Origin of the sequence: Streptomyces cellostaticus (genome assembly GCF_001513965.1) — a bacterium.
GTDB lineage: Bacteria > Actinomycetota > Actinomycetes > Streptomycetales > Streptomycetaceae > Streptomyces > Streptomyces cellostaticus.
The window spans coordinates 17,519-38,996 of sequence record NZ_KQ948059.1; the positions used below are offsets into that span (position 1 = coordinate 17,519).

The window sequence follows — 21,478 nt, forward strand, 5'->3', positions numbered from 1 at the left end:
ACGAGCCGGAGGTGCCCATGAGTGCGGAGGCCACGAACCCTGCGACCCCTGGCCCGGCAGCGCCCACAGCGCCCGCAGCGGCACGCAGGAAGTCCCGGGCCCGGATCGACCTGCGCCGGCTCGGCCGGGCCGCGCTGCTCGGCCCCGCCGCCCGCGGCAAGCTGCCCGACGCGATCGGCCACGTCGTCGAGGCGCACCGCGCCCACCACCCCGACGCGGACCTCGAACCCCTGCGTCGCGCCTACGTCCTGGCCGAGTCCTCGCACCGCGGCCAGATGCGCAAGAGCGGCGAGCCGTACATCACCCACCCGCTGGCCGTGACCCTGATCCTCGCCGAACTCGGCGCGGAGACCACCACCTTGACGGCTTCCCTGCTCCACGACACTGTCGAGGACACCGATGTGACGCTGGATCAGGTGCGGGAACAGTTCGGCGAGGAAGTGCGTTATCTGGTCGACGGCGTCACCAAGCTGGAGAAGGTCGACTACGGGGCGGCCGCCGAGCCCGAGACCTTCCGCAAGATGCTCGTCGCCACGGGCAGCGACGTGCGGGTGATGTCGATCAAACTCGCCGACCGCCTGCACAACATGCGCACCCTCGGCGTAATGCGCCCCGAGAAACAGGCGCGGATCGCCAAGGTGACCCGCGACGTCCTCATCCCGCTCGCCGAACGGCTCGGTGTGCAGGCCCTGAAGACGGAGCTGGAGGACCTCGTCTTCGCCATCCTCCACCCCGAGGAGTACGAACACACCAGAGAACTGATCGCCGCGAACGCGGCCCGCCCCGACGACACCCTCGCCGAGATCGCCGACGAGGTCCGCGGGGTGCTGCGCGAGGCCGACATCCCGGCCGAAGTCCTCATCCGCCCCCGGCACTTCGTCTCCGTCCACCGCGTGGCCCGCAAGCGCGGACGACTGCGCGGCGCCGACTTCGGCCGTCTCCTGGTGCTGGTGAGCGAGGACGCGGACTGTTACGCGGTCCTCGGCGAACTGCACACCTGTATGACGCCGGTCGTCTCCGAGTTCAAGGACTTCATCGCCGTACCGAAGTTCAACCTCTACCAGTCGCTGCACACCGCCGTCGCCCGCGCGGGCGGCCAGGTCGCCGAAGTCCTCATCCGCACCCACCAGATGCACAAGGTCGCCGAGGCCGGAGTCGTCGCGCTCGGCAATCCCTACGCTCCTCCCGCGGAGGAGCAGTCCCAGGCGGCCGACGGCGAGCGCGCCGACCCCACCCGCCCCGGCTGGCTCTCCCGCCTGCTCGACTGGCAGCAGGCCGCGCCCGACCCCGACACCTTCTGGTCCACCCTGCGCGAGGACCTCGCCCAGGACCGCGAGATCACCGTCTTCCGGCCCGACGGCGGCACCCTGGGCCTGCCCGAGGGCGCCACCTGCGTAGACGCCGCCTACGCCCAGTACGGCGAGGACGCCCACGCCTGCATCGGCGCCCGGGTCAACGGCCGCCTGGCGACCCTCAGCACCGTCCTGAAGGACGGCGACACCGTCCAGCTCCTCATGGGCCAGGACCCGGCCTCCGAGCCCTCCCGCGAGTGGCTGGAGCACGCCCACACCCCGGCCGCCCGCATCGCCATCCAGCGGTGGCTGGCGACGCATCCGGGCGGCGGAGCGGAGGGCGGGACCGACGGGGCGCCCGGGACGCCCGAGGGCACGGGAGGCGACGCGGCCGCACGGTCCACCGGGCCCGCCCGGTCCACCGGGACCGACGGCGGCCCCGCCGCCCGCCCGCGGGGTGCCGACGTCCTCGTGGACCGGCCCGGGGCCGCCGTACGCCTCGCCGGGTGCTGTACGCCCGTGCCGCCCGACGAGATCACCGGCTTCGCCGTACGCGGGGGAGTGGTGACCGTGCACCGCGTGGGGTGTGCGGCGGTGGCGCACATGAAGAGCCGAGGGCGCGCCGAGGTCGGCGTGCGGTGGGGGGACACCACCGCGTGCCGGGTCACGCTGGTCGCTGAATCGTTCGGCCGCCCCCATCTGCTCGCCGATCTCACCGAGGCGATCGCCCTGGAGGGCGCCGAGATCGTCTCCGCGACCGTGGAGCCGCCCAGCCAGCAGCGGGTGCGTCACACCTACACCCTCGAGCTTGCCGATGCGGCCCATCTCCCGGCGCTCATGCGCGCCATGCGCGACGTGCCCGGGGTGTACGACGTGAGCCGGGCCCAGCACCAGGCGCCGGCTTCCTGAAGAAGGAGTCCCGGACCAACCCGTTCGAGTGGGCCGGGAGCGCGTCGCCGCCGCCGCGTGCGCGCGCGCTGGTAGCCGTGATGCATGCTGCTCAACCCCCGCCCGCGCCCCCACCACCGGCCCGTCCGGCGCCGGAAGGCCGCCCTGCTCGCCTCCGCCGTCTCCGTCTGCCTCCTCGCCGCCGCGGCCCCGCCCGAGCCCCTGGGCGTCGGCGACCGGCTCTTCCCGTACCTGGGCAACCCGGGATACGACGTGGCGTCGTACGACCTGTCCTTCACCTATCCCGGCACCAACGACAAGCCGCTGCAGGCCGTCACCACCATCGACGCCTGGACCACCGCCGACCTGGACCGCATCAACCTCGACTTCGCCCATGGCACCGTCGAGTCCGTCCAGGTCGACGGACACCCCGCCGCCTTCACCAGCGCGGGCGAGGACCTGGTCGTCACGCCGGACACGCCCCTGCACGAGGGCAACTGGACGCGGATCATCGTGAAGCACACCAGCAACCCCGTCGCCGCCAAGGACCAGGACGGCGGTTGGGTGCGCACCTTGGACGGCCTCGCCATGGCCAACCAGGCCGACGCCGCCCACCTGGTCTTCCCGTCCGACGACCACCCGTCCGACAAGGCGATGTTCACCTTCCACATCACCGCCCCGAACGGCTACACCGTCGTCGCCAACGGCGTGCCGGCCGGCGTGGACAAGGTCGGCGACTCCACCACCTGGACCTACCGCACCCGGCACCCCATGGCCACCGAACTCGCCCAGGTGTCCATCGGCCGCTCCGCCGTCGTGCGCCGCGAGGGACCGCACGGACTGCCGGTGCGGGACGTGGTGCCCAGTGCCGACCGCAAGGTGCTCGAACCCTGGCTCGCCAAGACGCCCGACCAGATCGCCTGGATGGAGGACAAGATCGGCCGGTTCCCGTTCGAGACGTACGGCGTGCTGATGGCCGAGGCCTCCACCGGATTCGAACTGGAGACGCAGACCCTCTCGCTCTTCGAGAAGCACGTGTTCACCGAGCCCGCCTACCCCCAGTGGTACATCGAGTCGATCATGGTGCACGAGCTGTCCCACCAGTGGTTCGGCGACAGCGTCAGCCCCCGCACCTGGTCCGACGTCTGGCTGAACGAGGGGCACGCCACCTGGTACGAGGCCCTCTACGCGGAGGAGAAGGCGCACAAGCCGCTGGAGGACCGGATGAAGGCCGCCTACGGCTCCTCCGACCGCTGGCGTGACTCCGGCGGCCCGCCCGCCCTGCCCAAGGTGCCCGCGCCCGGCCAGAAGATCAGCATCTTCCGCCCCAACATCTACGACGGCGCGGCACTGGTGCTGTACGCCCTGCGCCAGGAGATCGGCCGGCCGGCCTTCGAGCGCCTGGAGCGGATGTGGGTCCAGGAGCACCGGGACTCCACCGCCGGCACCGCCGACTTCGTCCGCCTCGCCTCGAGCGTGGCCGGCCGCGATCTGAACGGCTTCTTCAAGGCCTGGCTGTACGGCGAGAAGACCCCGCCGATGCCCGGCCACCCGGACTGGAGGGCCACGCAGGCGCCCAAGGACGCCAAGGGCCGGGCCCGGAAATAAGGCGGTGACGAGACGGCCCGTGCCGTGCGACCATCGTCAGGTCGGCGCGGCACGGGACACGGGAATCTCCCGGGGTGCTCGCGCGTTCTACCCTATGACCGCCACAGCGGCACTCCCATCGACGTAAGGATCCAATGACCTCCTCTTCTTCCCCTTCCCAGGACACCAAGCGCCTCGCGCACGACTATCCCGAAGGTCTTCGGGCCGATGCCCTGATGGAAGAGGACGTCGCCTGGAGCCACGAGATCGACGGCGAGCGGGACGGCGAGCAGTTCGACCGCTCCGAGCGCGCGGCCCTGCGCCGGGTGGCGGGCCTCTCCACCGAGCTGGAGGACGTCACCGAGGTCGAGTACCGCCAGCTCCGCCTGGAGCGCGTCGTCCTCGTCGGCGTCTGGACCACCGGGACCGTGCAGGACGCGGACAACTCCCTCGCGGAGCTGGCCGCCCTCGCGGAGACCGCGGGCGCGCTCGTGCTCGACGGCGTGATCCAGCGCCGCGACAAGCCCGACGCGGCCACCTACATCGGCTCCGGCAAGGCGCTGGAGCTGCGCGACATCGTCCTCGAAACGGGCGCCGACACGGTCATCTGCGACGGTGAGCTGAGCCCGGGCCAGCTGATCCAGCTGGAGGACGTCGTCAAGGTCAAGGTCATCGACCGTACGGCCCTGATCCTCGACATCTTCGCCCAGCACGCCAAGTCCCGCGAGGGCAAGGCGCAGGTCTCGCTCGCGCAGATGCAGTACATGCTGCCCAGGCTGCGCGGCTGGGGTCAGTCGCTGTCCCGGCAGATGGGCGGCGGCAAGGGCGGCGGCCTCGCCACCCGTGGCCCCGGTGAGACCAAGATCGAGACGGACCGGCGACGGATCCGCGAGAAGATGGCGAAGATGCGCCGGGAGATCGCGGACATGAAGACCGGCCGCGAGATCAAGCGCCAGGAGCGCCGGCGCCACAAGGTGCCGTCCGTGGCCATCGCGGGCTACACCAACGCCGGCAAGTCCTCCCTGCTCAACCGCCTCACAGGCGCTGGCGTCCTGGTCGAGAACGCCCTGTTCGCGACCCTGGACCCGACCGTCCGCCGCGCGGAGACCCCGAGCGGCCGCCTGTACACCCTGGCCGACACGGTCGGCTTCGTCCGGCACCTGCCGCACCACCTGGTCGAGGCGTTCCGCTCCACCATGGAGGAGGTCGGCGACTCCGACCTGATCCTGCACGTGGTGGACGGCTCGCATCCGGTGCCGGAGGAGCAGCTGGCCGCCGTGCGCGAGGTGATCCGGGACGTCGGCGCCACCGACGTGCCCGAGATCGTCGTGATCAACAAGGCGGACGCGGCGGACCCGCTGGTGCTCCAGCGGCTGCTGCGGGTCGAGAAGCGCTCCATCGCGGTGTCGGCCCGTACGGGCCAGGGCATCGAGGAACTGCTCGCGCTGATCGACAACGACCTGCCCCGCCCCTCGGTCGAGATCGAGGCGGTCGTGCCGTACACGCACGGCAAGCTCGTCGCCCGCGCCCACACCGAGGGCGAGGTGATCTCCGAGGAGCACACCGCGGAGGGCACCCTGCTCAAGGTCCGGGTGCACGAGGAACTGGCGGCCGACCTGGCGCCCTACGTGCCGGCGTCGCTCGCCTGAGCCGTCGCAGCGCTTTCCCGGCGAAGCCCGAAGGCCCGCTCCCTGTCGCAGGGAGCGGGCCTTCGGCGTGCGGCCGGTGTCACTGGCCGCCGTACGTCCTGCTCATGTTCTCGTACAGTCCCTTGGCCACCGGGCCCAGCTGCGGCCCGGCGAGCCAGGTGTTGTCCGAGGGGCCGATGGAGGTGTTCGACACCAGCTCGGTCTTGCCGTTCACCACGCGGAACCAGCCGCCGCCGGAGGAGCCGCCGGTCATCGTGCAGCCGATCCGGTACATCGTCGGCAGCGACGGGCTCAGCGACAGCCGGCCGGGCCGGTCGAGGCACTTGAACATCTTCAGACCGTTGTACGGCGGCGCCGCCGGGTAACCCCAGGCGCCCATGCTCGCGACCTCGGTCGCGGACGGCGCCGAGAAGTCGACGTCGAGGGCCGCCCCGACCGTCTCCTCCAGCGACTTCGCCCCGGACTCCGGCTTCACATGCAGCACCGCGTAGTCGTACGCCGCCCCGGCACCGCCCGTCTCCGAGCCGCCCTGGATCCACTGGTTCGAGGTCGAGGCCCAGTTGGCCCACCAGGTGCCGTACGGGGCGACCTGCGAGGTCGTCGCGTTCGCCAGATCCGACTCCGACTTGCCGAGGTCGTTGTACGACGGCACGAAGGCGATGTTGCGGTACCAGCCGCCGTTCTTGCCGGCGTGCACGCAGTGTCCGGCCGTCCACACCAGGTTGGACTTGCCCGGGTGGTTGACGTCCTTGATCACCGTGCCGGAGCAGACCATCGAACCCTCGGGCGAGTCGAAGAAGACCTTGCCCACGGGCGCCGCGTTGCGGTGGTACGGCGTCTTCTCGGCCTGCGCCTGCACGGGCTGCGGATCCGGGTCGCTGACCCCCTGGTCGGCGGCGGCGTCCTTGGTCGAGACCGTCTTGTTGGCCTCCTTGGCGGACTGCATCCGGTCCGGCTTCCACAGGCCCTGGATCACCGGGTTGACGAAGTCCTTGGCCTCACTGAGCCACTTGTCCTTGTCCCAGTCCTTCCAGCCGCCGTTCTGCCACTTGTCGACATCGATGCCGTGCTTCTTGAGCTTGTTCGCGATGTCGGCCGGAACGTGGACCTTGCCGCCGTCGCCGGCGGCCTGGGAAGCCCCGGCGCCGGCCTGGCCGTCCGCCTTGTCGTCGCCGTTGCAGGCCGTGGCGGTGAGTGCGAGAGCGGCGACGAGACCGGTCGCGGCGAGGAGGGTACGACGACGGCGCGTCGAGGACCCAGGTGTGGAACGCATGGTGCGATTACCCCCGTTGAAGCGTTTGGTGACACCCCACTATGCCTGTGGGATTGGGGACGGACGGCGGCGAGAGCGTGAAGGTTCTTGTGAGACACCTCGCCGCCGCCCGTGCCCGGGCTGTGCCGGCAGGTGTTACTGCCCGGCGAACTTCTTGCTCACCGACTGGTACACGCCCTTGGCCACCTCACCCAGCCGGGGACCGGCCAGCCAGCCCGAACTCACCGGGCCGATGGAGGTGTTGGACACCAGCGCCGGCTTGCCGTCCGCGCCCGTCTCCACCCAGCCGCCACCGGAGGAGCCGCCGGTCATCGTGCAGCCGATCCGGTACATCGTCGGGTCCGCCTTGGCGATCGACAGCCGGCCCGGCTTGTCCTGGCACTGGTACGCCAGCTGACCGTCGTACGGGGCCGCGGCCGGGTAGCCGGTCGCCGTGATGCTCTTCACCTTCGGCACGGCCGGGGCGTTGAAGTTCACCGGAAGCGCGCCGCCGACCGTCTCCTCCAGCGACTTGCCGGCGTTGCCCTGCTCCGGCGTCACATGGATGACCGAGAAGTCGTACGAGGCGCCCTTCCCGCCGGTCTCGCCGCCCTGGTCGATCCACTGCTGCGAGGTCTTCGCCGCATCGGCCCACCAGACGCCGTACGGGGCGACCTCGGACCGGCCGGCGTTCTGCAACTGGGCGGCCGACTTGCCCTGGTTGTTGTACGACGGCACGAAGGCGATGTTGCGGTACCAGCCGCCGTTCTTGCCCGCGTGCACGCAGTGGCCCGCCGTCCAGATGAGGTTGGACTTGCCCGGATGCGCCGGGTCCTGCACGACCGTGGCCGAGCAGACCATGGTGCCCTCGGGGGAGTCGAAGAACACCTTGCCCGACGTGGCCGCGTTGGTGTGGTACGGCGGGCGGACCGCCTGCGCCTTCACCGGCGCCGGCGTCGGGTCCGTCACCCCCTGGTCACCGGAGATGTCGTTGTCGTCGACACCCTTGTCCTTGTCCGGGTCGTTGGCGCCCCGCATCCGGTCCGGGTCCCACAGACCCTTGATGATCGGGTTGACGAAGTCGTTGGCCTCGCGCAGCCAGTCTTCCCGGTTCCAGTTCTTCCAGGCGCCGTTCTTCCACTTGTCGATGTCGAACCCGTGCTCTTTGAGCTTGTTCTTGATGTCGTCCGGGATCTTGATCTTTCCGTCGCCGGTGCCGGCCGTGGTCGCACTGGCGGTCGGCTTGCCGTCGGCCTTGTCGTCGCCGTTGCAGGCGGTGGCGGTCAGCCCGAGCACGGAGACGAGGGCGACCGTCGCCAGCACGGGGGAGGTCCGGCGCGCCGCGCCCCTCCCTCGGCGAACGGTGGACGACGGCCGTATGGATCGCATGGTGGTGACTCCCCCTGCTGTAAAGGAACTCGGCGCTTGGGCCCTGACAACGGGACCACACACTATGCGCTCGCTGTGGGGGAGTTCCGACGGTACGGCAACGGTTCGGCTACAAGCCGTCTGACCTGCCCGTCCTCCAGGGACTGTCCCTGCTGTCGGCGACCCGATACCATCGGCCGCGCGCGGCGGGGCCGCGCGAAAACGGGGTCAAGTTCGTGTAGCGGTGTCCAAGTTCTGTGGAAGTGTGGAAGTGGCTGTGGTTGCGGGTCGAGTGGTGCGTTTCGACAATGTGCGGGGTTACGGATTCATTGCCCCGGCGCATGGCGGAGAAGACGTTTTTCTCCATGCGAACGACTTGATGATTCCGGAGGAATATCTCCGTTCCGGTCTCCAGGTCGAATTCGAGATCGAAGAGGGCGACCGGGGTCTGAAGGCATCGTCGGTCCGGCTCGCCGAGGGCGTCGACCGGAAGTCCTTGAAAGCCGTATCGGCGGAGCGCGCCGGCACGGGAGACGACGGTGAGCCGTTGTGCGATGTGTTCTCCCCGGAGGAACTCAGCCGGGAGATCACGGAACTGCTGCTGGCCGCGGCGCCCTCGCTCACCGCTGAGCAGATCCTGCTGATCCGGCGCCGGGTCGTGGAATTCGGGCGCAACCACGGATGGGTTGAAGGCTGAGCCGTCCCACGCCCCCCCAATGACCGCCGCCCGAAGGCGTGTTCAACCTCATCTCACCCGCACTGTGCCGTGAATGCGGACAACGTTGCCGTGTCATCGGGCTGCGGTGATTGAAGTGTTCAACTGGCGCACGAGCAGCGGTGATGCGCGTTGTTACGATCCAGCGCAAGGTGTTGGGCAAGGTGCCCGGAGTTGGGGGTTTGGGGATGACTGTTGGTCGAGTGATCCGGTTCGACGGGATGCGTGGGTATGGCTTCATCGCGCCGGAGCATGGTGGGGAAGACGTCTTCTTGCATGTGAACGATCTGCTCATTCCCGAGGCGTCCGTGCGCTCGGGACTCGCGGTGGAGTTCGAGGTCGAGGATGGTGACCGGGGGCTGAAGGCCTCCGCGGTCCGGCTCGCGGAGACGCAGGATCCGTCGGTGCAGGCGGTGGTGCCCGGCCCGCGGATCCCCACGGCACCCGTGGGCACGGCGGGCGACTCGTCGTCCCCGGAGGGCCAGGAAACGATGTGTGACGTACTCGGCTCGGCCGAGTACACACGAGAGGTGACCGAGCTACTGCTGACCTCCGCCCCGGAGCTGACGGGGCAGCAGATCCTCGCCATGCGCAAGCACTTGGTCCTGTTCGGCAAGCGGCACGGCTGGGTCGAGGACTGACAGGACGAACGGACGGCTCACGCGTCCGCATGCAGACCAGGGCCGGGTGCGCCCCCCGTCGCACCCGGCCCCTCCCTTTTCGGTGCGAGTCAGTCAACCCATGGAGAGGGGAATTGCCATGACGGAGCTGCCCACAGCTGCCCCGCCGGGGCCGGCCGCCACCGGGGGCAGGCCGGACGGTCGTGAGGCCCTCGCCGAGGAGAACCCACGCGACCCGCTGATCCGGCTGGCACGGCTGCTGGACGAGGGAACCCTCACCGTCGTACACGACAGCGACGCGATCACCACGGTGGTGGCTTCCGGCCGGGTCCACGGTGTGGACGTCATCGCGTTCTGCACGGACGCACGGGTGATGGGCGGAGCCGTCGGCTTCGACGAGTGCCGCCGCATCGCGGACGCCATCGACCTCGCTCTCAGGGAGAACCGCCCGGTCATCGGCCTGTGGCACTCCGGCGGCGCCAAACTCGCCGACGGGATCGAGGCGATGGACGGGATCGGCCGGATCTTCGCGGCGACGGTCCGTGCCTCGGGCAGGATCCCCCAGATCTCCGTGGTCCTCGGCGCGGCCGCCGGCGGCGCCGCGTACGGGCCCGCGCTCACCGACGTGGTGGTCATGGCGCCCGCCGGCCGGATCTTCGTGACCGGCCCGGACGTGGTGCGCAGCGTGACCGGCGAGCAGATCGACATGGAGGGGCTCGGCGGCACGGAGGCCCACGGCCGCAAGTCCGGAGTGACGCACATCGTGGCCGACTCCGAGGAGGACGCCTACGCCCGCACCCGGCATGTGACCTCCCTGCTCGCCGTCCCCGGAAAAGCGGACCTGGAAGCGGTGGGCCCGGCCCGGGACCTGCGGGCGCTGCTGCCCGCCTCACCCCGGCGGGCCTACGACGTACGGCCGCTGGTGACCGGGCTGCTCGACACCGACCCCGGGTATCCGGGCGGTGCACCGGGCCAGCGGGGTTCCTTCGAGGAGTTCCATGCGAAGTGGGCGCCGAACGTCGTGACCGGCCTCGGCCGGCTGGCCGGCCAGACCGTGGGCGTCGTCGCCAACAACCCCTTGCGCAAGGGCGGTTGCCTGGACTCGCTGAGCGCGGAGAAGGCCGCGCGTTTCGTACGGCTGTGTGACTCCATGGGGGTCCCGCTGCTCAGCCTGATCGACGTGCCCGGCTATCTGCCCGGCGTCGCCCAGGAGTGGGGCGGAGTCGTCAGGCGCGGGGCGAAACTGCTGTACGCCTTCGCCGAAGCGGTCGTACCGCGCGTCTCGGTCGTCACCCGCAAGTCCTACGGCGGTGCCTACATCGCCATGAACTCACGCTCCCTCGGTGCCACCAAGGTGTTCGCCTGGCCCGACGCCGAAGTCGCCGTGATGGGCGCCGAGTCGGCCGTGGGCATCCTGCACCGCAAGGCCCTCGCCGCCGCACCCGAAACGGAGCGAGAAGGGCTGCGCGCACGGCTCATCGAAGAGCAGAAACGACTTGCCGGCGGTGTCGAGCGAGGACTCGCGCTCGGGGTGATCGATGAGGTCATCGACCCGTCGCAGACCCGGGCCGCGGTGGCGGAAGTCTTCGCCGCCGAGCCCTGCCGGCGTGGAACGCACGGGAACATCCCGCTGTGAGAGTCCCGACCAAGGCTGGAACCCGCAAGTCCGGAGAGCGAGGATGATCATGGACGACAACGGTGCACCCAACGTGTTCCTCACCGGCGCCCCTGCCACGGTGATCGCCGGCGAGGAGCAGCTGCGCTACATAGCGGATCTCGACGTGACCAAGGTCAAGATTCCGCGCGGCAACCGCTACGAGCACTTCGAGGCCAGTTCCGAGACCACTCTCGTCGACGACCGCGAACTGCGGGTCTTCGTGTGGACCCACAGCACGTACGTGGCCGAGTGACGCGTCACAGAGGCAATTCGCACCCCAGGAGCCGGTGGTGGAAGAGGTACGAGCCGAGATCGTCGCCGTCGTGAGCGAGGTGCTCACGGCCGCCGGAGACGCCATTGCCGAGGGCGAGCCGCTGGTCATCCTCGAATCGATGAAGATGGAGATCCCCGTTCTCGCCGAGAACGGCGGCCGGATCCTTCAGGTCCAGGTCGCCCCCGGCGACACCGTGCAGGAGGGCGACCTCCTCGCGGTGATCGGCCGACAGGCCGGATGACGGGGCACAGCCCCGCAGTCGCACGACCCCGATGCCGAAGCCGTGCACCGTCCGAGCCCTGGGCGGTGCACGGCTTCGGCCCCGTCAAGGACGGTTGTCCGTAATGTTGTTGGTGTACGAGATTTCGATGGTGCGCGTGCTCGCACTCATCACTTGACCAGAAGGGAACCCATGAGCACCGAGACGCTGGAGTTTCAGGCCGAAGCGCGCCAGCTCCTGCAGTTGATGGTCCATTCGATCTACTCGAACAAGGACATCTTCCTGCGCGAACTGATCTCCAATGCCTCTGACGCCCTGGACAAACGGCGCCTGGCCGGCCTCACGGACGACAGTCTGCGGGCCGACGACCTCCACATCGGCATCGAGACCGACAAGGACGCCCGCACACTGACCGTGCGGGACAACGGCATCGGCATGTCGCGCGACGACGTCGTGGGGCTCATCGGCACCATCGCCCGCTCCGGGACGGCCGAGACCCTGCGCCGGCTGCGGGAAAACGGGGAGAACAAGGAAACGGCCGAGCTGATCGGCCAGTTCGGCGTCGGCTTCTACTCGACCTTCATGGTCGCCGACCGGGTCACCCTGCTCACCCGCAAGGCCGGCGAGACGACGGGTACGCGCTGGGAGTCGGACGGCGATGGCACGTACACCATCGAGACCGTCGAGGATGCGCCGGAAGGCACCTCGGTGACCGTCCACCTGCGCCCCAAGGACGAGGAGGACGCACTCTACGACTACACCGAGGACTGGAAGGTCCGGGAGATCGTCAAGCGGTACTCGGACTTCATCTCGTTCCCCATCAGGATGGGCGACGACACCCTCAACTCGATGAAGGCGCTCTGGGCGCGGCCGCGCTCCGAGGTCAAGGACGAGGAGTACCGGGAGTTCTACCGGCACATCACGCACGACTGGACCGACCCGCTGGAGATCATCCAGATGCGGGCGGAGGGCACCTTCGAGTACGAGGCGCTGCTCTTCCTCCCGTCGCGTGCCCCGCACGACCTCTTCCAGCGCGACGGCAGCCACGGAATCCAGCTGTACGTCAAGCGTGTGTTCATCATGGACGACAGCCGCGAGCTGCTGCCGGACTACCTCCGCTTCGTCAAGGGAGTCGTGGACGCGGCCGACCTGTCGCTGAACATCTCCCGCGAGATCCTCCAGCAGGACCGGCACATCCAGCTGATCCGCCGCCGCCTCGCGAAGAAGGTCCTGTCGACCATCAAGGACCTCATGACGAACGACGCGGAGAAGTACCGCACGTTCTGGCGCGAGTTCGGCCCTGCCGTCAAGGAGGGCCTGCTCGGCGGTGCCGAGGACCACAAGGCGATCCTCGACATCGCGTCGTTCGCCTCCACCGCCTCCGACGAGCCGACCACCCTGGCCGACTACGTGGCCCGGATGAAGGACGGCCAGGACAAGATCTACTTCATGACCGGCGAAAGCCGCGCACAGGTCGAGAACTCCCCGCACATGGAGGCGTTCAAGGCCAAGGAGTACGAGGTCCTGCTGCTCACCGACCCGGTGGACGAGATCTGGGTCGAGGCGGTGCAGGCGTACGACGGCAAGGAGTTCCAGTCCATCGCGCGCGGCGCGGTCGACCTGCCCTCCGACGAGGAGGTGTCCGAGGAGAAGTCCGGGGCGTACGCACCGCTGCTGACCTGGCTGAGCGAGACGCTCGACGATGTGAAGGACGTACGGCTGACGACCCGTCTGACCAGCTCGCCGGCGTGCCTGGTCAGTGACGTCGACGGCATCACGCCGACCCTGGAGAAGATGTACAAGGCGATGGGCCAGCAGGTCCCGTCGGTCAAGCGCATCCTTGAGCTGAACCCGGAGCACCCGCTGGTCAGCGGGCTGAGGTCGGCGCACGAGGAGCGGGCCGGCGCCCCGGAGCTGACCGAGACGGCCGAGCTGCTGTACGGCACCGCGCTGCTCGCGGAAGGCGGCGACCTGGCCGACCCGGCGCGCTTCGCCAAGCTGCTCGCCGACCGCCTCGCCAGGACGGTGTGAGCGACGCAGGAAGACCGATGGCCCAGCACCTGCCGTTGCCGGCGGGGCTGGGCCATCGGCTGCTACGGCTGTGTCAGCCGACGGTGCGAGAGCGTTCGGCCTGGAAGTGCTCGTCCAGGACCTGGAGGACCTCTTTGCTCCGGTCGCTGATGAAGAAGTGCCCGCCGGTGAACACGCGGAGATCGAGCGATCCCGTCGTGTGCTGGGCCCAGGCCTTCGCCTCGTCCAGGGTCGTCTTGGGATCGCTGTCACCGGTCAGCACGGTGACCGGGCAGTCCACGGTGGCCCCGGGCTCACAGCGGTACGTCTCGACCGCCTTGTAGTCGGCCCGGAGCGCGGGCAGCGCGGCCCGCATCATCTCCTCGTCACCGAGCAGCGCCGATGCGGTGCCGCTCAGCCGGCGCACCTCGGCCAGGATCGTGTCGTCACTGCGATGCGTGTTCTCTTCCCGGTACGTCGAAGGCGCGCGGCGCCCGGAAGCGAACAGCCGCACCGGACCGCGCCCGTCGGCCTCCAGACGACGCGCCAGCTCGAAGCCGAGGACGGCCCCCATGCTGTGACCGAGGAAAGTGAGCGGGAGTTCCGGCTGACGCCGGAGCACCTCGTATATGCGGTCGGCGAGTATCGCCAGGTCTTCGACGGGCTGTTCCGTACGACGGTCCTGCCGTCCGGGGTACTGGATGGCGACGACATCGACATCGGGGCTCAGCGCCGCTGCCACCGGGAGGTAGAAAGGCGCCGACCCGCCTGCGTGCGGGAGGCATACCAGCCGAGCAGCCGGGTTTTTGGCAGGGTGAAAACGGCGGCACCACAGTTCATCTCCGGGCGAAGGCTGAGACATGCCACTCCAGAAAGTTGTCACACCGGATCATTGAGTTAAACCAGAACATAGCGAATTGCCGGAACGTCGGCAAGGAACGCCGGATCCCGCCCTGCCTGCGGTTACCTGCTCAACTGCCCAAATGGTGCAGTTGAACGGCTACTTGGGGTGCAGCCTTGATGATACTCATCTGACAACGAGGGCACGTGGCCGCCTGTTGCGTCGTCCCCATGGACCCGGTTACTGTTCCGAAATACGTGGCGACATTGAGAGGTGACGTACGTGGGGCACAAATTCTCCCTGGTTCTCAGTCGGCAGATCACCGACGAGGAGTCGGTAATCCTGCAAGACGCTGGTTTTGCCGACGCGACTTTCGCGACTGATTCACTGCCGACCAATGCAGACGTCGCCGTTACGAAGATTGATTTCGATGACGCGGCTGCGCCCTCCCTGGCCGAGGCGATCGAGTCGGCTCTTGAGACGGTGAAGAAGGTCCCGGACCTCACCGTCCCCGGCCTCACCGTCCCGGCCGTGCCGCAGTCCCCCGCCGACGACTCCCGTGTGGTGGTCGGCGAGGTGGTCGAGAAGCCGGCCGCCGAGGCGCCCGAGAAGAAGGCGCCCGCCAAGAAGGCGCCTGCGAAGAAGCGGAGCACCAAGAAGGCCGACGCCGCGAACGAGGCATAGCCCGCCGCCATGCGTTGATGGACCGCCAAGAGCGGCCGCCACGAACGCAGCGAAGCTCCGGTTGCCCGGGGTGACTTCCCCAAGTCGCCCTGAACGACCGGAGCTTCGCTGCGTTGTCGTACATCCGTCACGATCTGCCCGGTTCGGCAACCGTCGTTCAACTGATGTGACAGCACGGTTGAACGCGCATCGGCGCAGCTCACCCTTTCAACCGTCCGGTTGAACACAGGGCCTGGTTGAACGCTGCGATCCGACCACCCCGTTTCCCATAGCATCTGCAATGCAAGTTGCGCCCCTTGGCCATCACCGGCCGGCTTGCCCGCTTATCGCAAGCGACACCCCCCACCACCCCCCCCACCACCCCCCACCCAGTCGTTCCCGGGCCACGTCAGCCCCTCGACAACTTCCCCAGCTCAAAGAATCCGCGCGAATAAACAAACCTGTCAGCTTTTTTTTCCGTCATGCAGTCGGGAGAGGAACGAGGCAATGGACGTTTCATTGGTGGATCTGGCCTTGGGATCCTGGATCTCGGCGGCAATCGGCGTCGCGGCTCGCCTCGGCGTCGCGGATGTCCTCGAAGAGGGGCCGGCCACGAGCGCCGAACTGGCCAAGGCGGTCGGTGTGCAGCCCGACTCGATCACGCCCGTCATGAAGGCGCTGATCATGGTGGGAGTCTTCGCACAGGACGAGGAGGGCCGCTACACCAACTCGCCCCTCTCCGAGCAGCTGCGAACCCGGCACCCCCAGTCCATGCGGCATATGTGCATGCTGCTCACCGGCCTGTACGCCCAGGGCTGCGGCGCGCTTCTGGAAGCGGTGCAGACGGGCCAGGGGGCGCTCAACGCCCGGTTCGGCCTCGGGCTCTACGAATATCTGGAACAGGATCCCGAGACCGCTCGCATCTTCGACCGTGCCATGCAGGAGGCGGCCCGTCCCGTCGCGGCGATGGTGGCCGAGCACTACCCCTTCGAGACCGTGCGCACGGTGATCGATGTCGGCGGCGGCAACGGCGAACTACTCAAGGGAATCCTCACGGCTCACCCGCATCTCAAGGGCATCTGCGTGGACCGCCCGGACACCTGCCGGCGGGCCGAGGCCGCCCTGCACGAGTCGGGCAACGAGGACCTCATCGAGCGGCTCACCTTCCGGCCCGCGGACATCTTCGAGGAATGTCCCGGCGGCGGCGACCTCTACATCCTGAAGAACGTGCTGCACGACTGGAGTTCGGAGAGCGCCGTACGCATCCTGAGCAGCATCAGCGCGGCCATGCGGGCCGGCAGCGACGGTGATCGCACACCGATGCTCGTCGTCATGGACCCGGTGCAGGAACACGACCCGGGCGCCCCGCTCCGTCCCCTCATCAAAATGGTGATCGGCGAGACGAACACCCGCGAGCGCAGCGAGGCCGACATCCGCCGGGAAGCAGCCCAGGCAGGGCTCCAGGTCGTGTCGATCACCCCGCTGCCGCCGGACCTCAGCGCCGTCGCCTGCACCCTGGCCTAGGGCCGGGGCAGCCCGACACGCGTGGACGGGCGCACGGGGCGGCACCGGCAGCGGTCGCGGACTGCTTCCTGCGCCGCCCACGGCCCGGCCGGGCGGCGCCGGCCTGCTGACACGTGTCGGTGTCGAGCGCGAAATCGCCGCCGAGCGGCACACCGGGTCACGAAGACGGTGTGCGTCCGAATGCGCAGAAGCGGGCTGAGCGAAGAACTGGCTGAAAGTGCTCGTTCACGGAGTCTCCACAGTTTCTCCATCTCGGAAAACTCGGGCTTGTTCGGTCCTCATGGTCAGAGGGCATGGCCAGGATTCGATGCGAGAGCCTGCCGGTTTGCCGCTCTTGGGCGCGACACGCCCGCCGGGCGACATACGCGGTCTGGGCCGAACGGGTTAGAATCGCCGCGTCCACTTGGGCTCGCAGGTGATATCTCCAATGCTCCGGAGATATTTGTCCTGCGGTGTTCACGGAAGTGCGTGGCGCCGGACACCTCATTGTAATTCGTTAAAGAAGTCGTAAATCCGCAGGTGCAGCTTCCATGGCGGAGTGCGGACTGCTAGCCTGACAGACAGATTCTAACAATCTGATAATAGCCTGACCAGCTATTGACTTACGGGGGTTTGCGCGACGTTTCAAATGTGCCTTGCGGGTACCAGGCATACGAGATGAGTCGGATGAAGCAGCCGCTTGCTTCTTTGCTGCAAATAACTCGTCGTAGTTGTCATGGGGGTGCAGTATGGGCCTTGTAGGCCGGAGTGTAGTTTCGACTGGAGCGGATGAATGCCAGGATGTCGGGTCGGGCATCGTCTCGGTTCCCATCATGCAGGTGTTACCCGGTGACTCACCGCGCCTGAAGGGTGAGGACAAGGTCCACGTATTACGGCTGGCGGCGATAGAGAGCGCGCTGCCGCCGATATTGGTAGACCGAAGAACAATGCGGGTGATCGATGGGATCCACCGCTTGATGGCAGCCTCTCTCAAGGGGCAGAAAGTGATTGACGTCGAGTTCTTCGACGGCAGTCGCGAGGACGCATTTCTCAAGGCGGTTGAGGCGAACGTCGAGCACGGCCTCCCGCTGACGCAGGCCGATCGCACCGCGGCGGCGCTGCGCATCCTCAAGTCGCATCCCACCATGTCGGACCGGGCCATCGCCAAGTCGACCGGCCTCGGGGCCCGGGCGGTCGCGGAGCTGCGGCGTTCGTCCGACTCCGTGCCGCAGTCGAATTTCCGGGTGGGGCGGGACGGCAAGGTCCGTCCGCTGAACGGTGCGAAGGGGCGGCTGCGTGTTGCGGAGCTGATCAGGGAGAACCCGGAGGCTTCACTGCGTCAGGTGGCCCGGACGGCGGGAGTTTCGCCCGCGACGGCGCTCGATGTACGGCGGCGGTTGGAACGCGGTGAAGAACCGGTCCCCAGTCAGGGGGGCACCGTCAGTGCCGAGGCGGAAACCCCGAGGGATCCCATGCCGGTCCCGAACCCGTCCATCGTCGGGCCCCCGTCGACCGCCACGCTCGAAAAGCTCATGCGCGACCCGTCGTTGCGGCAGAGCGAGTTGGGCCGGCGGCTGCTGCGGATGTTCAAGGAGAACGTGCTGGGCGCCAAGGAGATGACGGATATCTGCGCCTCGGTGCCCTCGCACTGCATCGAGTTGATCATACAGCTCTCCCGGCACAACTCGCAGATCTGGGAAGATTTCGCCCAGGAGTTGAACAGGCGAGCACAGATCGTGAATCCCGAGTAGGGGGCAATCCTGCGCATATGGCCGCCGCCGGTGAGGCTGCGTTCACTGCCCCGCAGTGGCTGGATTTGTATCCGTCAACGGCGCTGTGTCACAGCGGTCTTGACGATTGCTTGACGCTTCGCCGATATCAGCAAGGACTTATGTCCGCCGTGATCGTCGTTTCGCGTTACGACAACATGCTTCATCAGCTAACGTGAGGAGCGGCACCGACGGCGAGCGGGTGGCTCCTGGCTTCCCTGCACGATAAGGGCGGCGCTCATGTGCCGTCCGGGCCCCGCCCGTTCCGTCTTGCGATATCCCCCCGCAAGTCATCAGGATGTGATCATGACAGACGAGCAGTCCTTAGCAGGCGACGCTTCCGGCCACCCGGAGCCCGCACCGGACATGAGGGTCTCGCACGCGGACCGGGACCAGGTCGTGGACATCCTTCGCGATGCCGCGGGCGACGGCCGGCTCACTTCCGACGAGCTCGACGAGCGTGTGGAGGCGGCGCTGACCGCGCGCACCTTCAAGGACCTGGCCGCCCTGACCCACGATCTGCCCGTTCCTCCTGCTGAGCCGAGCACTCAGTCCAAGGACCTGATCAAGATCGACCAGCGCCTCGGCACCGTCGAACGCACGGGCCCCTGGGTGGTCCCGAAGCGGATGGAGATCCGGATCACCGCCGGTGACGTGAAGCTCGACTTCACCGAAGCCGTGATCAACCACGACCAGCTGACGATCGATGTCGACCTCGGTATCGGCGCCGATCTCCTGCTGGTGACCAAGCCCGGCATGCTGGTGAACGCGGATGATCTGACCGTGCGCCTGGGCGACTTCAAGATCCGCCAGTTCCGCGACGAAGGCAATGCGCCGATCGTCCTGCGGGTGGAGGTGACCGGCCGGATCCGCGGCGGCGACATCGTGGTCAGGCCCCCGCGGCGGACACTCGGCCAGTGGATGCGCGGCGAAAGCGCCATCTGAAGCCTGCCGGCCGGCAGCGGCCCCTATCTGAAAACATGTGAGCGCGGCTCCGCCGTGATCAACCGGTCTCAGTGGCCGTGATCACGGCGGAGCCGCGTTCCTTCTTTACGCTCCTCCTGTTCCCCTTAATGCCGGGCTGCCGTATTCTCAGTTCCTGCCCGTCGATCAGGTGTTCAACTGCTACGTTGCGGCGCCCGCGGGAATGAAGCTACGGTTCTGCTATTGGTGATCATTGAGAACGTAGCTCATGGCAATGTGAGGCGACGGCTTATTACGGTTCTCGTGAAGTTGAACATCGTTGACGAGATTCCCCGTCGCCGGTCGCGGCGATCGAATCGGTCCCTGCCGCGGTAGGAAAGTAATAGATCTCGTGCCGGGCCCTGGGCGCTCCTCTTTGGTGCGCCCACGTGTCAGTCTGCGAAAATTCCTGCGGTAATCCACCTCGTGGCGTGTGTGTCAATGTGGCATATCCTCGGCAATCTGGGATGGCGGAAATAAATGGCCAACGAAGATAAGCTCCGCGATTACCTCAAGCTGGTGACGGCTAATCTTCGCCAGACCCGCCGCCGTCTGGCCGAGGTCGAGGAACGGAGCCAGGAGCCCATCGCGATCGTCGGGATGAGCTGCCGGTTCCCCGGTGGGGCGCAGAGCCCGGAGAAGCTGTGGGAGCTGCTGGCGACGGGGACGGACGCCGTCGGGGCGTTCCCGCAGGACCGCGGCTGGGACATCGAGACCCTCTACGACCCTGACCCGGACCACCCGGGCACCTCGTACGCCCGCCACGGCGGATTCCTGTACGACGCGGCCGAGTTCGACGCCGGGTTCTTCGGGATCAGTCCGCGTGAAGCGCTGATGATGGACCCGCAGCAGCGGCTGCTGCTGGAGGTGTCCTGGGAGGCGCTGGAAAAGGCGGGCATTGACGCGGCCACACTGCGCGGCACCCAGACCGGTGTATTCGCCGGCGGCTACACCTCTGGATACGGCACGAACCCCTCGGCGGAGGCCGGCGGTTCTGAAGGCCATCTGCTGACCGGTATCGCGACCAGTGTCCTGTCGGGGCGGCTGGCGTTCACGTTCGGCCTGGAGGGCCCGGCGGTGACGGTGGACACCGCGTGTTCGTCGTCACTGGTGGCACTGCACCTGGCCTGCCAGGCGCTGCGAGCCGGGGAGTGCTCGCTGGCCCTGGTCGGCGGGGTCACCGTGATCGCCACCCCGGCCGTGTTCGTGGGGTTCTCCCGGCAGCGCGGTATGTCGGTGGACGGGCGGTGCAAGTCTTTCAGCGCCGAGGCCGACGGGTCCGGGTGGGCCGAGGGCGCCGGCGTCCTGGTCGTGGAGCGCCTGTCCGACGCACGCCGCAACGGGCACCGGGTACTGGCCGTGGTGCGCGGCTCCGCGATGAACCAGGACGGCGCCTCCAACGGCTTGACCGCGCCCAACGGCCCCTCGCAGCAGCGAGTGATCCGCGCGGCCCTCGCCAACGCCCAGCTGTCTCCCGCCGACGTGGACGTGGTGGAGGCGCACGGCTCGGCGACCAGGCTCGGGGACCCGATCGAGGCCGAGGCGCTGATCGCCACCTACGGTCAGGACCGGCCGGACGAGCGGCCGTTGTGGCTGGGGTCGGTGAAGTCCAACATCGGACACGCCCAGGCCGCGGCCGGTGTCGCGGGCGTCATCAAGATGGTGCTGGCGCTGCAGAACCGGCAACTGCCCCGGACCCTGCATGTGGAAGAGCCGTCGCCGCACGTGGACTGGTCGGCCGGCGAGGTGCAACTGCTGACCGAGTCGAGGCCGTGGTCGGCCGATGGCCGGGTGCGGCGCGCCGGCGTGTCCGCGTTCGGGATGAGCGGCACCAACGTGCACATCATCCTGGAGGAGACCCCGGCCGAGACTGCCGTTCAGGCGCAGGCCCCCGCCGAGGACGGCGAGGTGATCGAGGCTGCCCTGGACGACCAGGCCGATGAGGTCGAGCAGGCTGCCGTGCCCGTGGTGGCGCAGACCGACGGAGTCGGCGCGTGGCTGGTGTCGGGGCGTACGGCCGAGGGGCTGGTGGCGCAGGCGGGCCGGTTGCAGGAGTGGGTGGCTGCCCGGCCTGAACTGAACGTGCCTGAGGTGAGTTGGTCGCTGGCGGCGACACGGTCGGTGTTCGAGCACCGTGGCGTAGTGGTGGGCTCCGACCGCGAGGAACTGCTGACCGGTCTGGAGAAGCTGGCTGCCGGTGGGTCTGC

Annotated in this window: 17 protein-coding genes; 14 read left to right on the forward strand and 3 right to left on the reverse strand. The window is 68.3% G+C overall.

From position 1 onward, the window contains the following. Positions 1-17 precede the first annotated feature (17 nt). The 3 genes from AQI88_RS39900 to hflX all read left to right on the forward strand — a co-directional run bounded on the left by AQI88_RS39900 (position 18) and on the right by hflX (position 5,416). Positions 18-2,201 carry a RelA/SpoT family protein gene (locus tag AQI88_RS39900; protein ID WP_067010196.1) on the forward strand — a complete coding sequence of 728 codons (2,184 nt, stop codon included), beginning with the start codon at positions 18-20 and terminating at the stop codon, positions 2,199-2,201. 84 nt (positions 2,202-2,285) lie between these two features. After that, a complete protein-coding gene (locus AQI88_RS39905; protein WP_067010199.1) occupies positions 2,286-3,788 on the forward strand; it encodes a M1 family metallopeptidase in 1,503 nt (500 codons plus the stop codon). A gap of 134 nt (positions 3,789-3,922) precedes the next feature. After that, positions 3,923-5,416 carry a GTPase HflX gene (gene hflX, locus AQI88_RS39910; RefSeq protein WP_067010202.1) on the forward strand — a complete coding sequence of 498 codons (1,494 nt, stop codon included), beginning with the start codon at positions 3,923-3,925 and terminating at the stop codon, positions 5,414-5,416. 79 nt (positions 5,417-5,495) lie between these two features. Here the strand turns inward: hflX and AQI88_RS39915 are convergent, their stop codons facing one another. Next, positions 5,496-6,689, reverse strand: coding sequence for a trypsin-like serine peptidase (locus AQI88_RS39915; protein WP_067010206.1), 1,194 nt, complete (start codon positions 6,687-6,689; stop codon positions 5,496-5,498). Between the two features lie 135 nt (positions 6,690-6,824). Continuing rightward, on the reverse strand, positions 6,825-8,057 hold the full coding sequence (locus AQI88_RS39920; protein ID WP_208616060.1) for a trypsin-like serine peptidase: 1,233 nt from the start codon (positions 8,055-8,057) through the stop codon (positions 6,825-6,827). A gap of 256 nt (positions 8,058-8,313) precedes the next feature. Here AQI88_RS39920 and AQI88_RS39925 point away from each other — a divergent pair, with 256 nt between their 5' ends. The 6 genes from AQI88_RS39925 (at position 8,314) to htpG (ending at position 13,553) form a co-directional block, all read left to right on the forward strand. Continuing rightward, positions 8,314-8,733 (forward strand): cold-shock protein, encoded by a 420-nt coding sequence (locus tag AQI88_RS39925; protein WP_079058126.1) that lies wholly within the window; start codon positions 8,314-8,316, stop codon positions 8,731-8,733. Positions 8,734-8,939: 206 nt separating this feature from the next. Continuing rightward, positions 8,940-9,392 (forward strand): cold-shock protein, encoded by a 453-nt coding sequence (locus AQI88_RS39930; RefSeq protein ID WP_067010240.1) that lies wholly within the window; start codon positions 8,940-8,942, stop codon positions 9,390-9,392. A 118-nt stretch (positions 9,393-9,510) separates the two neighbouring features. Next, the gene (locus tag AQI88_RS39935) at positions 9,511-11,007 is read left to right on the forward strand and encodes an acyl-CoA carboxylase subunit beta (protein ID WP_079058127.1); all 1,497 of its coding nucleotides are present in this window, start codon (positions 9,511-9,513) and stop codon (positions 11,005-11,007) included. Between the two features lie 49 nt (positions 11,008-11,056). Beyond that, the gene (locus AQI88_RS39940) at positions 11,057-11,281 is read left to right on the forward strand and encodes a DUF5988 family protein (protein WP_244184574.1); all 225 of its coding nucleotides are present in this window, start codon (positions 11,057-11,059) and stop codon (positions 11,279-11,281) included. Positions 11,282-11,318: 37 nt separating this feature from the next. Next, positions 11,319-11,543: a biotin/lipoyl-binding carrier protein gene (locus AQI88_RS39945; protein ID WP_244184575.1), complete on the forward strand. Its 225-nt coding sequence runs from the start codon at positions 11,319-11,321 to the stop codon at positions 11,541-11,543. Positions 11,544-11,714: 171 nt separating this feature from the next. Continuing rightward, positions 11,715-13,553 carry a molecular chaperone HtpG gene (gene htpG / locus AQI88_RS39950; protein WP_067010218.1) on the forward strand — a complete coding sequence of 613 codons (1,839 nt, stop codon included), beginning with the start codon at positions 11,715-11,717 and terminating at the stop codon, positions 13,551-13,553. Between the two features lie 73 nt (positions 13,554-13,626). Here htpG and AQI88_RS39955 read toward each other — a convergent pair whose 3' ends face one another. Beyond that, positions 13,627-14,394, reverse strand: coding sequence for a thioesterase II family protein (locus AQI88_RS39955; RefSeq protein WP_067010221.1), 768 nt, complete (start codon positions 14,392-14,394; stop codon positions 13,627-13,629). Between the two features lie 252 nt (positions 14,395-14,646). On the opposite strand from AQI88_RS39955, the gene AQI88_RS44410 reads away from it, so the two are divergent. From AQI88_RS44410 to AQI88_RS39980, 5 genes are all read left to right on the forward strand, one after another. Next, a complete protein-coding gene (locus AQI88_RS44410) occupies positions 14,647-15,057 on the forward strand; it encodes a hypothetical protein (protein ID WP_208616061.1) in 411 nt (136 codons plus the stop codon). 486 nt (positions 15,058-15,543) lie between these two features. Continuing rightward, positions 15,544-16,560, forward strand: coding sequence for a methyltransferase (locus tag AQI88_RS39965; protein ID WP_079058128.1), 1,017 nt, complete (start codon positions 15,544-15,546; stop codon positions 16,558-16,560). Between the two features lie 812 nt (positions 16,561-17,372). Further along, positions 17,373-18,290: a hypothetical protein gene (locus AQI88_RS39970; RefSeq protein WP_067010231.1), complete on the forward strand. Its 918-nt coding sequence runs from the start codon at positions 17,373-17,375 to the stop codon at positions 18,288-18,290. Positions 18,291-18,614: 324 nt separating this feature from the next. Continuing rightward, positions 18,615-19,253 carry a DUF1707 SHOCT-like domain-containing protein gene (locus AQI88_RS39975; RefSeq protein WP_067010234.1) on the forward strand — a complete coding sequence of 213 codons (639 nt, stop codon included), beginning with the start codon at positions 18,615-18,617 and terminating at the stop codon, positions 19,251-19,253. A gap of 498 nt (positions 19,254-19,751) precedes the next feature. Next, positions 19,752-21,478 (forward strand): type I polyketide synthase (locus AQI88_RS39980; RefSeq protein WP_208616065.1); only part of this gene is annotated, 1,727 nt, incomplete at its 3' end.